The sequence below is a fragment of the Bacillus sp. AK031 genome, from assembly GCF_053903065.1.
The window spans coordinates 39,267-51,727 of sequence record NZ_CP096424.1 but is presented as its reverse complement, the minus strand read 5'-3'; the positions used below and the strand labels follow the sequence as shown (position 1 = coordinate 51,727).

General features: G+C 43.9%; 10 protein-coding genes and 1 riboswitch. Of the genes, 1 reads left to right on the top strand and 9 read right to left on the bottom strand.

The genetic code is table 11. From position 1 onward, the window contains the following. Positions 1 to 58 precede the first annotated feature (58 nt). The 6 genes from M1E09_RS00240 to M1E09_RS00215 all read right to left on the bottom strand — a co-directional run bounded on the left by M1E09_RS00240 (position 59) and on the right by M1E09_RS00215 (position 6,966). Positions 59 to 748 carry an ECF transporter S component gene (locus tag M1E09_RS00240; protein ID WP_456272911.1) on the bottom strand — a complete coding sequence of 230 codons (690 nt, stop codon included), beginning with the start codon at positions 746 to 748 and terminating at the stop codon, positions 59 to 61. After that, positions 724 to 2,373, bottom strand: a complete 1,650-nt coding sequence (locus M1E09_RS00235; protein WP_456272910.1) for an ABC transporter ATP-binding protein — start codon at positions 2,371 to 2,373, stop codon at positions 724 to 726. The genes M1E09_RS00240 and M1E09_RS00235 overlap by 25 nt, the downstream gene beginning before the upstream one ends. Then, positions 2,346 to 3,233 (bottom strand): energy-coupling factor transporter transmembrane component T, encoded by an 888-nt coding sequence (locus M1E09_RS00230; RefSeq protein ID WP_456272909.1) that lies wholly within the window; start codon positions 3,231 to 3,233, stop codon positions 2,346 to 2,348. The genes M1E09_RS00235 and M1E09_RS00230 overlap by 28 nt, the downstream gene beginning before the upstream one ends. A 27-nt stretch (positions 3,234 to 3,260) precedes the next feature. Beyond that, on the bottom strand, positions 3,261 to 4,070 hold the full coding sequence (locus tag M1E09_RS00225; protein WP_456272908.1) for a DUF4430 domain-containing protein: 810 nt from the start codon (positions 4,068 to 4,070) through the stop codon (positions 3,261 to 3,263). 70 nt (positions 4,071 to 4,140) lie between these two features. Then, positions 4,141 to 6,084, bottom strand: coding sequence for a DUF4430 domain-containing protein (locus tag M1E09_RS00220; RefSeq protein ID WP_456272907.1), 1,944 nt, complete (start codon positions 6,082 to 6,084; stop codon positions 4,141 to 4,143). Between the two features lie 144 nt (positions 6,085 to 6,228). Next, positions 6,229 to 6,424, bottom strand: a riboswitch (cobalamin riboswitch). Between the two features lie 62 nt (positions 6,425 to 6,486). Then, positions 6,487 to 6,966: a PaaI family thioesterase gene (locus M1E09_RS00215; RefSeq protein WP_456272906.1), complete on the bottom strand. Its 480-nt coding sequence runs from the start codon at positions 6,964 to 6,966 to the stop codon at positions 6,487 to 6,489. 187 nt (positions 6,967 to 7,153) lie between these two features. On the opposite strand from M1E09_RS00215, the gene M1E09_RS00210 reads away from it, so the two are divergent. After that, complete coding sequence (locus M1E09_RS00210; protein WP_456272905.1) at positions 7,154 to 8,062, top strand: nuclease-related domain-containing protein; 909 nt, start codon at positions 7,154 to 7,156, stop codon at positions 8,060 to 8,062. A gap of 715 nt (positions 8,063 to 8,777) precedes the next feature. On the opposite strand, the gene M1E09_RS00205 is transcribed toward M1E09_RS00210, so the two are convergent. The 3 genes from M1E09_RS00205 to M1E09_RS00195 form a co-directional block, all read right to left on the bottom strand. Beyond that, a complete protein-coding gene (locus M1E09_RS00205; protein WP_456272904.1) occupies positions 8,778 to 10,283 on the bottom strand; it encodes a malate:quinone oxidoreductase in 1,506 nt (501 codons plus the stop codon). A gap of 325 nt (positions 10,284 to 10,608) precedes the next feature. Beyond that, complete coding sequence (locus M1E09_RS00200; protein ID WP_456272903.1) at positions 10,609 to 11,223, bottom strand: hypothetical protein; 615 nt, start codon at positions 11,221 to 11,223, stop codon at positions 10,609 to 10,611. 9 nt (positions 11,224 to 11,232) lie between these two features. Beyond that, positions 11,233 to 12,417 (bottom strand): Alp7A family actin-like protein, encoded by a 1,185-nt coding sequence (locus M1E09_RS00195; protein ID WP_456272902.1) that lies wholly within the window; start codon positions 12,415 to 12,417, stop codon positions 11,233 to 11,235. Between the last annotated feature and the right edge of the window lie 44 nt (positions 12,418 to 12,461).

Genomic DNA, 12,461 nt, shown 5'->3' with positions numbered 1-12,461 from the left:
CACTTCTTCTTCAGATAAACTAAGTATTAACATGTTTGCTCAATAAACACTTCTTTTCTCATACGTTCTGGAACAATCCATACTTCACTTTGAACCGGCCGATGATTTTCATCCAGCCCGCGCTGAACACCCAAAGGAAGATCACATTGCAGACCGCATGGGCGAGGTCAAAGTAAAAACTGGTGCTGTAGTATAAAAAAATGGCAGGCCAGTTGAAATCCTGGATGACGCCGACGACAAACCACAGATTCATTATCCATCCGAAAGCAATCCCGGCAATGAAACCGAAGATACAGCGCCCAATCTTATTTTGCATGAACCTGGTGTTCCCAAGAAGTCCTGCAGCCAGGCCGATCATGCCCCACGCATACATCTGCCAAGGCGTCCATGGGCCATGGCCAAGAAACAGATTGGAGACGATGGCGGCCAAGGTACCGACTACAAAGCCGCTTTGCGGTCCGAGGACCATAGCCGCCATGATGATCACAAAAGTAGTTGGCTGGATGCTTGGTAAAGATGCAAACGGCACCCGGCTGACGGCTGCAATCGACGCCAGTATGGCTATTACGACCAGCTCCCTGCTCATCACCTGTCTCGCAGAGAAACTGATCATGAAGGGGAGGAAGGATGCTGCCATGATCAACAGGCTCAATGCCAGATAGTGCTGCTGGTTAAACAATGGAAAACCAGTGAGGATGACCAAAATCAGGACAGCGATGCCAATTAAGAAAGGTTTTGAACGCGCCATAGGCGTTTCGCCTCCTCCAATGTAACAACCGGGTTCCCATTGCTGTTTCGTGTGACCCTGTTCACGACAGTCGTATAATAGGTGTTTTCATGAAAGAAATCCCTCGTGTTTTCCGTTACGGTAATTTCTCCTTGGAACAGCATGCTGCATCTTGTTGCATGGTTAGCGGCAAATTCGATGTCATGAGTGACCATCACGACAGTAAGTCCTTCTTCCACCAGGGCGGCGACAATCTCACCGAATGCTTTTTTCGATTCGGGATCGAGTCCTTTAGTCGGCTCATCGATCAGCAGAATCTTCGGTTCCGCCAGTAAGCTGCCGATCAAAGCCGCTTTCTGCAATTCCCCTCCACTCAGGTCGTACGGATGGCGGTCCTGCAGATGCCGGATATTCAACTTTTCCAGGAGTGCCTGGATTCGATCCTCAGCATCTGAAAGGCCGTGCTGCTCCGCTATGTGGTCATATTCCTTTTTAATCGTATCCTGAATGAAAAACAACTTCGGATTCTGAGGCAGGTAGCTCACTTGATCTGCTAACCGTTTTTTTACCTTTTTCCCCTTGAACTTCATCGATCCATGCTGGGCTTTTAGAATGCCCCCGATTACTTTTAGCAGGGTCGATTTTCCGGTGCCATTTGCCCCGACGATCGCCAGCCACTCCCCTTCATAGATAGTGAGTCCTAAATTATGGAGCACGGGCGGTGTATTTTTCTCATACTGAAAATCAATTTCATTCAACTCGAGAAGGGGCGTTTTAAATGTATCCGGATCTTCAGCCGGTTCCTGTGACACAATCTTCTGTCCCTGCAGCCATTGCCTTGTTTCTTTCACATTAAGAGGAACATTTTCTGTAATTTCACCCTCATGAAAATCCATATATAATAAAGCAGAGCTTGGCAAGAAGCTCCTCATCGTGTCATGGTTTCCAAGCGCCTGTATGATTTTTCTCGGCGCCTTGTCATGCAGCAATTCCCCATTTTCCAGCATGATCACCCTGTTAGCGACCGTAAACAGCTCCTCGAGACGATGTTCAACAATGACAATCGTGATTCCGAACTCTTCATTTAGGCGCTGCAACATGTGAATGAACTCTTTGGCCGCAATCGGATCAAGCTGGGCAGTCGGCTCATCCAGCAGCAGAACCTTGGGTTCAAGCAGCAATACCGCAGCCAAATTGATCAATTGCTTTTGCCCTCCTGACAGCTCATCTGTCCTTTTGTGCAGGAGATGATTCAACCCGAAGAAATTGACCATTTCAGCGACTTTTTTCCGCATTTGCTCTGTTGTAAATCCAAGGTTCTCCATACCAAAGATAAGTTCTTCCATGACATTGTCCATTGCGATTTGGTTTTCCGGATCCTGAAAGACCATTCCCAGGTCCTTGGCTTTCACCTGCAAATCGAATTCCTCCAACGGCTTTTCTTGAAAGGAGAGGGAGCCCTCCATTTTACCGTGCGGGGCTATTTCAGGCTTAAAAAGGCGGAGCAGGGTGGATTTACCGCTTCCGGAAGGACCGCAAAGAACCACAAATTCCCCTTGATTCACCTTGATGCTGATATCTTTTAATGCTTTTTCTGCTGTTTCGGGATAAGTGAAACTTAAACTATGTGCCGAAAGTATTTCCACTTCACCATCTCCTTTCCTTCCGTCCAGATCGGGAACCCAATAAACAAGCACCATACGGCTAAATAAAACCATTCTCTGCCGTATAGCCAAACCGGTTCAAGGTTCGGGAGCAATGTCATTACCCCATCACCCAGCCACCAGCCAAATAGGATGAGGGAACCGCTTATCAGAAGGAATGCCAGCGCGGTCCAATCCCTTTTTTTCATATGAAAAGGTTGGTACTTACTCCGCTTTCCTATGCCATATCCCCTCGCTGTCATGGAATCTGCTGTTTGAATGGACTCTTCCAGCGACCAGGTCAAAAGGATTTGCAAAAGTAGCATTCCTGTCCGGGTCCGGCTCTTCCATGAACCGCTTTTGATTGACAGACCCTTAACAGCCTGGACATCACCGATTTCATTGAGCCTTTTTCTCAGCAGGGGGACAAACCGCATAGACAACATGATTAGCAGCGCCCACTGCGGAAGGACCCTCGAGAATAGAAATACGAATTTATCCGGTGTGATGACTAAATTAAAGGTAATAAACAGGGTAAGGATTCCGACAAGAGTCAACGCAATCATCACTCCCTGCCATACCGCTTCCAGAAATACTTGATTCTCAAAAAAATAAAATAAAATATGATTGCCGCGCCGATTAAAAAAGGGTGTCAGCAGCAGAGTCAGGACACCCATTAAAAAGATCGGGACCCGCCATTTCCTCAGTTCCCTGCCCCTGTCTAGCATCCAGTTGATGAGGCCTATCGCCAGAGCGGATGTTGCCAGGAACACCGGGTGCTGATACAGCATGATACCGGCTATCGCCAAGATATAATATAGAAGCAGTATAACAGGATGAAACGATCGAAATCCCCGTATCATTTAACTCAACTCAATCCTCTGATTTATCTATTCTGTATAGTTCTTCGTGTAATGCCACTTGATACCCTGTCCCGGCTTAATTCCGTATATACCGGCACTTTTATCTAATGTTTTGCCGTCGACTGAGGCTTCCCAGCCGCTCATCGGCCCATGGTCAAATTCAAATAAGTTATCAATTCCTTCAACATAGGCAGCCGCACCCGCTCCCCTTACACTCATTTGAATGCCTTTAGCTTTAACGATTTTCTGCGTTATAGCCAGGACCGTATCACCTTCGGCCATTTCCACCGTTGTTGCAGAAAGGATAGTCCCTTTCACATCCGGAGCAACAATGGTGATGGTGACTGTTTGTTTCGGCTTTTCAGGCTCTTTTGGAGGGTCCTGCTTTGGCGGTGGGGACGCCTCTTCCTGCTTAACAGGCTTTTCCGCTTCTTCCTTTTGATCACTGGAAGAGGCCGGTTTGTCCGAAGACTGTTTCGCCTGATTATTTCCCTGTTGTGCTGGCTTGGCCTGCTTTTCTTTAGCATTCTGTTCAGCCTGTTTCGGCTGAGCAGGGGCATTGGTCGTATCCTCTTGAACAGACTGGTTGTCGCTGCTGCTTTCTTTCTCTGAAACTTCTTTGGATTCCTCATCATCCTTTTGATTACCGGATGAGGTTTGCTGTTTTGTTTCAGTATCTTTCTTCTCATCTATTGTATCATTGGCAGCATTATTATCTGCCTGCTCTTCAGACTGTGGTTCAACGGCATTATCTTTTGGAGCTCCCACATCATCTTTCGCACATCCGGCAAGTAACAAGAATATCAACATCAGAGATGCAATAATCAATCGTTTCAACCTTAATCCTCCTCCCCTTACAATGAAGGAGGGTAATTCATCCAAAAGGGATAAATTACCCAACAATCATTTATGCTGTTCTTTTACGATTAATATAGAAAAGAATGAAACCGATCAACAGGAATCCAAGACCCGCTAACATAATAGCCATCGTGTTCGTTCCTGTGTCAGGCAGTTTCTCTCCTTCAGTTTTCTTATCTGTTGTTGTGTCTTCTTCAGCTTCAATCTCATTCGACTGCCCTGGCTGCTCTGTTTGATCCTTCTCGGTCTCTTCCTGATCGCTTGGTTGTTCCGGCTGTTCTGTTTCTTCCGGTTGCTCTGTTTCCGGCTGCTCAGGCTGTTCAGGAGATTCCTCACTATCCAGCTCAAATTGATAAACCAGTTCCCCAATGTTTTGATAAGCTGTTAAGGCTAAAAGTGCCTGTTGTGTAGACATCGAACTGGAAGATCCATCATCTTGCAAATGGCTGAAGCCCCCGTCCGCCTGTTTGAATTTCATTAAATGCTGAATAAGGTTTCCGCCGGCTTTAGTAAATGCTTCGCCACTAGGGTCCACCCCTACAGAAGCAAGACCTACTATTGCCTGTGAAATGGATTCGCTGGCGTCTCCTCCATTTGAATCGATGTTATACCCACCAGTCTCTCCCTGAGCTTCAGAAAGGTACGAGACAGCGCGATTGATTGCTGCTCCTGCATCAGCCTCTTCCTTGTAAGGGGCCAATGCAGCCAATGCCATTCCTGTAATATCGGGGCTTGGAGTAGAACCGAAGAAGCTCCAGCCGCCGCCTGGCAGTTCATTTTCAAGGATGGCTTCCACTTGTTGCTCTCTGAAGCCTTCAGGTGTTTCGTATTGTCCACTATCGACTGCCAGCAGTGCGTAGATGTTCATATTGATTGCTGGATCTTCTAAGCTGGCATGATTGACTAATGCCTCTACCAGGTCATACCCCTCTATAGAGGTTGCATTTTTGCCTGCTGCCGACAATCCCATGATGATTTTTTCCAAATCATAAATATTTCTGAAGTTTCCTTCTGCCGATTTAACTCTTTCTTTTACACTTGTAACATAAGAAGGTGGGATTTCTGCATTGGTATTCGCTAGTCCCCACACCCACCACTCGTTTCCGTATGTAACAGAAACGTTATTGGCTTTCATATATGATAAGATATTTGCAACATTTTCATTGATGACTTCATCTGTAACAGGATCTGCTTCCTCTACCGGCTCTTCTGGCTCAGATGGTTCTTCCGGTTCGCCCGGCTCCTCCGGGTCTGGATCAGTCGGCGGTTCATATGTTTGAAGTGTCAATTGTACGTGATCATCCGGCTGGATCGTATAATCGACGATACTTGTATTCAATCCACTGCCGTTAACACCGACACTCCAATAATCATTAGCACCAAGATCTGTATTGTTGACATTATTGATATACGTAAAGAATGTGTTATCAACAGTCGCTTGTACAGATACATCATGTTTTGCAGCCGCCTGGATTAAAGCGCCATATGCACTGGCTCCTTGCATCAGTTCTACTGGTTCTGCAGAAATAATTTCAGCTCCATCTTTTCCAGTGACAGATACTTTGGCTGTTACAGAAGGATTTGGCCATTCTGTAATAGCAAACAGGTAATGGTCACCGCCTACAGCCTGGTGTGTAGAAGCACCGACCTGTGCACTTACTCCATTAATATTGAAAGACCAGTAAGCATCCCCTGTTGGAGAAGCTCCTCCAATGCCAGAAATAAAAGCCCCGTATTCACCCATAGTTGCTTGGATTTCTGCATTGTTTTTCTCACCGGCTTCCTTCAATATATCAAAAGCCGTATCCCCTTCTTCTATCTCCAAGGCCGTCAATGGTAAAACAACCTCGCCGTTTTCATCAATCGCCTTAATTGTCACTGCATTATCAAGTGCAGCAGCATGAGCAGCCGGCTGAACGAACGCCAGGTTGCCAACAACGAGCATGAGCACGGTAAATAGAACCGCCAAACGCTGCATAATTCCCTTATTCATTGCAAACTCTCCCCTATGTTTTATTTTAAGCAAAAAAAATACACCCCTATTCTAAGAGATGTGTGTACATTGTATGATTCCGATGTCATTACGCAAGACAGCATAATGCCAGAAACGTTGTACACCTCCCTATCCGCGTAGGTCGAATGGCGTCAAAAATAGGCAGGTCTCCTGGCTCATGATCAACGCTTTCTATCACCTTCCCATCGTTGGACAGTGGTATTTTAATAGAAAACTCCCATATACAGTGGCGGGACCGCGCCGGAATTTCACCGGTCTTCCCTTTTAATGATTTACTTCTATTCTTTCAGTAAATCAAACCTATTCTTTCCGTATTCAGTTATCTTTAGCATAGTGAAAGTTGCAGAAATTGTCAATCAAAGAAAGGTAGTTTCCTGTTTTTCAATTTTGTTTAAAAGAAGCCGGCATGACGACAGCCGTCACTTCGCCGCGGGCGCAAAGAATGCCATCGGCAAACACTTCCGTTTTAACTTTCCATTTCTTTGGATGAATCTCTTGTACCTTGCCATATGCTTTCAAGGGAACTCCAGCAGGCGTAGGCTTTATGAAATCCACATTTAAAGAAGCGGTCACAAAGCGGGGAGTTTCTGCTTCATCACCTATTTGGTGCCCATTTTTATGATGCAAGGCAATCGCTGCCGAACCGGTCCCATGGCAGTCAATCAATGAAGCTACCAGTCCGCCATATATAAAGCCGGGCATCGCCATATGCTCTTCTTTTGGCTCATAGATCGTCACGGTCTTTTCCCCATTCCAGCCTGTCCTGAAATGGTGGCCATGTTCATTCATCCGGCCGCAGCCATAACACCATGCGAAATCCTCGGGATATCCATCTTGAATTGCTTTTGTTACTTCTTCCATTGCTATCACCCTTCAAAACTTTTTATATAGTATTCAATTTATTTCTTTAACCATGGTCTTTATTCCTGCCAAACTAAGAATCTATGAATATAGTATTTGAGGTTGTAAGGAAAGAGGAGTACGAGGTCTTACTTTTATCTTTCTTTATTAGAATAGACTTTAGTATAATAAATAGCGGAGGTGGAAAATGTTACTAAAAAGTCGAACTGAATCTGATGAATTATTGGCTATGAGAAGTTTGAACACGAGAATGATTTTATCCAAAAAAGACAAACTACATTATTCAAACCTTGAAAAAGGATATGAGGGAGAGGTGAATTTTGATCTGCTATCACATCATCTGTATGATAGTCGGCATTTTCTGAACGGCTTGCTGCTGGAGGTTAACAAATCTTTCTTTCAAATCGATACATTGATACTTTCTGAAGGCATTATCCACTTGTTAGAAATTAAGAATTTCCAAGGAGACTTCTACCTGGACTCAGATAAACTCTTTGCGGCATCTAATGGAAAAGAATATAAAAATCCCCTTAACCAATTACAAAGGAGTGCCACTTTGCTCCGTCAGCTACTGCAATTCCTCAAAGAAGATTATATTGTAGAAGCCTATGTTATCTTTATCAACCCTGAATTCACCCTCTATCAAGCTCCGATAAATCAATCTATTATCTTCCCAACCCAGCTCAATCAATTCTTGAATAAATTGGAAATACCACAGCCGGCATTGAAAGAAAAAAACACAAGACTAGCTGAGAAAATAGTCTCTTTGCATCAAACAAAAAATCCATTTGAGATGTTCCCGGAATATTATTATGATCACCTTCAAAAGGGGGTCTATTGTAAAATATGCAGGGCATTTGCAATTTTTAAAAACAATAAACGCTTCCAATGTGCAAGTTGCGGAGAACACGAAACATTCGAAAATGCTCTCTTAAGAAGTATCAGAGAGTTTCAGCTTCTGTTTCCCGACCGCAAACTAACTACCCAAGCTATTTATCATTGGTGTGACGTGGAGTTAAATAAGAGAACCCTAAGCAGAATCTTAAACAGGCACTATACTTCTCTAGGGAATACACAAGATACTTACTATGAGTGAGAACATTTTGATTTCTCCTCTTTTTAAGTCAGTGGCTGTGAATGAGAGCCGGATTCGGACTCTACTTACTTCTTTTGGCTGTTTTCTGTCCGAATGTGGCACCGATTCGGACTCAAACCACCTTTACCGTTCTATTTCTGTCCGAATCACCCCCGCATTCGGACTCTACTTACTTCTTTTGGCTGTTTTCTGTCCGAATGTGGCACCGATTCGGACTCAAACCACCTTTACCGATCCATTTCTGTCCGAATCAACCTTGCATTCGGACTCTGCTTACTCCCTTTAGCGCTTTTCTGTCCGAATGTGGCACCGATTCGGACTCAAACCACCTTTACCGTTCTATTTCTGTCCGAATCACCCCCACATTCGGACTCTACTTACTCCCTTTAGCGCTTTTCTGTCCGAATGTGGCACCGATTCGGACTCAAAACAGCCTTCCCGATCCATTTCTGTCCGAATCAACCTTGCATTCGGACTCTGCTTACTCCTTTTAGCGCTTTTCTGTCCGAATGTGGAACCGATTCGGACTCAAAACAGCCTTCCCGATCCATTTCTGTCCGAATCACCCCCGCATTCGGACTCTACTTACTCCCTTTAGCGTTTTCCTGTCCGAACGAGGCACCGATTCTGCCTCCGATTAACCAAAAGTCCGAACCACCCTCCTCACTACTAAAAAAACCTTCAATCCAGAGATTGAAGGTTCTTTTAACTTTATTTAATTATACGCATGTTCTTCTTTCCCGCATAAACCCAGCGTTTTCGCCGTTGAAGCATGAATTTCCCGGAAAAGCTCTGGGTTTTCGGATAGTGAAACCCCGTAAGAAGGAATCATCTCCTTGAGTTTTGGTTCCCATTCATTCATATGCTCTGGGAAGCATTTTTCAAATAACTCTAACATGACGTTGACAGCAGTAGAAGCACCCGGAGATGCACCAAGCAATGCGGCAATCGAGCCGTCAGCCGCACTGACAACTTCCGTACCGAATTGAAGTGTCCCTTTGCCGCCAGTTTCAGTATCTTTGATAACCTGAACACGCTGGCCTGCCACCACGATATCCCATTCATCGCTTTTGGCATTCGGGATGAAATCGCGCAGTTCTTCCATACGCTTCTCATGGGATAGCAGTACTTGCTGGATCAGGTACTTTGTCAAAGCCATTTCCTTCATGCCTGCAGACAGCATAGTGAGAACATTATTCGGATTGACAGACTTTAATAAGTCTAAGTTGGAACCTGTCTTTAAGAACTTAGGTGAAAAGCCGGCAAACGGGCCAAACAGCAGCGATTTTTTACCGTCAATATATCTTGTATCCAGATGCGGAACAGACATTGGCGGCGCCCCTACCTTAGCTTTTCCATATACTTTTCCATGGTGTTGTTCAGCGACTTCCGGATTGTTGCACACCAAAAATAGTCCGCTTACAGGGAATCCGCCAATACGCTTGGACTCTGGTATACCGGTTTTTTGCAGCAGCGGCAGACTTCCGCCGCCTCCGCCGATGAAGACAAACTTGGCAGTATGATGTTCGATTCTGCTTTCCTCGATATTATGGACCTTCACTTCCCAGTCTCCGTCGCTGGAACGTTTAATATCCTCGACACCGTGCCTGTAGTTGACTTCAACATTTTGAGTCTTCAAGTGGTCAAATAACATACGGGTTAAAGCACCGAAATTCACATCTGTTCCAGAATCGATTTTAGTTGCCGCTATCGGTTCATTTGAAGTACGGCCTTCCATGATAAGTGGAATCCATTCCTTTAGTTTTTCAGGATCTTCAGAGAATTCCATTCCTTGAAACAAAGGACTATTTGAAAGCGCTTTAAAACGATTTTTCAAGAAATTCACATTGTCTTCCCCTTGCACCATGCTCATGTGGGGAATCGGCATGATGAATTCCTCGGGATTACGAATCAGGCTGCGGTTAACAAGAAAAGACCAAAACTGTCTGGAAACTTGAAATTGTTCATTGATTTTGATCGCTTTGCTGATATCTATAGACCCGTCAGGCTTTTCAGAAGTATAGTTAAGCTCACACAATGCAGCATGGCCCGTACCGGCATTATTCCATTCGTTAGAGCTTTCCACACCCGCATCTGCGAGCTTCTCAAATACTTTTATTTCCCATTCAGGTGCCAACTCTTTCAGTAATGAACCCAATGTTGCACTCATGACACCAGCACCGATTAAAATAACGTCTGTTTTCTTCTGTATGCTGCTCATTACACCCATCCTTATCCCTATATTTGCAAAAAGAGCAGGCGCTCCTGCTAATTACTATTCTCAAAAAGAAAGGCGTCCCATAGGACAAGACCTTTTCTATTTTAATTATACCTATCTTTATAGTATATTTAAATAATTTATTAGATTTTTAGAAAACTGTTATCTGATAATTATAAACGATATAAAGTAACTTGTAAAAAAATGATAAGTTATTCTGCGGACACAAAAAATACCAAAGCCCAATATCAATGCTTAAGGCTTTGGCGTCAGTTTACAGCTTTTTTATTAAATTTGTAGAACTGCCTGCTTTTTCTATTTTCTTTTTTTACTTATTCATGTGAGACAGAAAACTACCAAGTAAACTATCTTTGTCCTCTTCAACAGGGGTCTCTTCATGTGAGGCAGCTATTTGCTGCTTTGCCTCTTCCCAATTAAAATCTGCTAAATCATCTTCCTGTTCCTCTATTGCTTGTGATATTGGCTGTTCGTTAACTTCATTTAAATCATCATCCAGCATATCCTCTGGCATCGCGCTCTTTTTTCTTAGAGTATCTACAGGATGCTCTTGTAAATAGAGTGCTTCATCTATATCCAGGGCATTGCTGTTAAGAGAGGCCAGGACCGATGCCGCCCGTACCGGGTCAGCTAATAACTGATGGACGATGCTGCCCAATAAAGCCTCGGAATGGGAGTGCCGCAGCCAATTTCGCTGTTCTTTCGTTAACTGTTTGGGAAGAGGGATGGTAATCAGTTCTTTTTCTTTAGAAAGAGAATGGTTTACGCCTTCGAGCACCATCTCGGCAATTTTACTGGAAAAATTTCTTCTCTCCCTTTCTTTCATCGTTTGCAGCTGCTTGATAATATGGTCAGGCGTGTCTGCTGGCAGGCGGAAGGTGATGGCCTGCCCTCTTTGAATCCTGGTCACTCCGGTATTTTTCATAAAACCACCTTAATTGGATACCGTTTGTTTTTTGGCGTCACTTTCTTTTTTCTGTTTCTCATTACTTTTAACAAAATCGGAAATGAGTTTATAGTAAGCATTCGCCATCATCCAGATGCTTTCTTTTTCATCTTCAAAGAATTCGATATTATATCCATCGAGATTGTTGTTTAAAGTCTTGAGATAATCCTTCAAAACCGCTGCCCCGCCGCCTACAAAATAGCAGATTTCCGTTTGGGAGTTTTTCTGCCATACATTTCGCAAAAAGCGATATTGTTTCTTAGCCAGTTCGAGGAGAATCCGGTCGGTGATATCATGGACGCTTGTCCGGCTTCCTTTTACCATGATATGATTGCGGTCATTTTTTCTTGTGATGATGTCCACAACATCTCTTCTGCTGTCTAATTCAATCCCATGTTTTGTCCTGATTTCTTCCCTGATCGCTTCTAAATATTCTGAGATACCGATATTAAAGCCCTGTGCTTTATCGTCATCTACATTTCTATTTTTTATGACGGCAATATCCGTTGATAAACCGCCAATATCCTGGATAAGAATTCTTTTATCGATTAAATCCCTGTTAATGATATTTAAATTATTGTCCATTACCAGATTGATATAAGCAGCAAAACCTTCAGGATATACCTTAACTTGATCGAATTTAATATTTACTTTTTTCCCTTGGTGTTTAGGAGTGATCAGGAATTCCACCTGGTGGACGGATCCTAACAGCTGGGCCCGATATCCAACATCTTTTCCTTCCTTCACTTCCCTTAGTGGCAATCCGGTTCCAAGGGTATAGTTGGCATCTATTACACTCTTGTTTTTATTTGGAGATTCAGACTCATTATTACGGACTGCATCCAAAGCCAACGCTGCGAACAGCATGACAAGGGTTTGGTCTTCCTCAGATTTGGTACTGCCCGGATCTAATTCAGTTGCATTGTCACTTTTGGTTGCCAGGCTTCCTACTCGATAGATAATGTTATTTTCTTTAAGGGCAGGGGAGTGGACGCGGATATGTATACCGTCGAGTGGATCTTTTTCATTTAATTCTTCAATGCCGATTACTGGCCGATCCTCTGTATCCCTCGCAATGACATTCGGCAGATATAGTTCATAATCCAACTTTCCAAATAAAGCCTTCACACAATCATTTCCTACATCGATAGCTGCAACTCTGGATACGCTCACCAAATCATCCTTTCAATCTATTAAATTTTCTGAATATACTTACA